The 519-nt window shown below is 49.3% G+C and carries 1 protein-coding gene; it reads right to left on the reverse strand.

Features of this window, described 5'->3' with window-relative positions; translation table 11 throughout:
* The coding region (locus tag R8N47_RS28380) for an EAL and HDOD domain-containing protein (protein WP_318186504.1) at nt 1-519 on the reverse strand (519 nt) is incomplete at both ends.

The raw sequence follows: 519 nt of genomic DNA on the forward strand, positions 1-519 counted from the left end.
CCCAACTGACCCGAGAGCTTTTCGACGCCATGCCAATCAGCTCGCTCGTAGCATTCTTCTAGCGAGATCAGCACGCCGTACTCACCCTTACGATGCAGTAATGCTTGCTGCACAGAATCACTCAACGGCAGTTGCTTCACCAAGGCTTCGATCGATAAGTCGAGCATGGCATCTAAGATCGACAATAAGCCGACCATAAAGCCTTGCTCATTGAGATGAGAAAAAGGTTGGTAACGCGACATCAGTTCACAGAACTGGGCACGTTGCAAAGAGAGGTTGTACAACTCACGCGGTTTGTTGCTTGAGATGTAAGACGCCACCACCAAAGAGACAAATTGCTTCAGCTTGTCTTGACCAAGGTAAATCAGCGCCTGACGGAACGAGCTGATTTCCACCTCTAATGTGGTGATCTGGGTATTCACAAAACGCAGTAACTTGTACGACAAGGCCACATCTTGCGTAATGATGCTTTCAATGCGGTCAAAATCCGGCTCTGGCGCGCAGACTTCCCGAAACAGT

Source organism: Vibrio sp. 2132-1 (genome assembly GCF_033344315.1).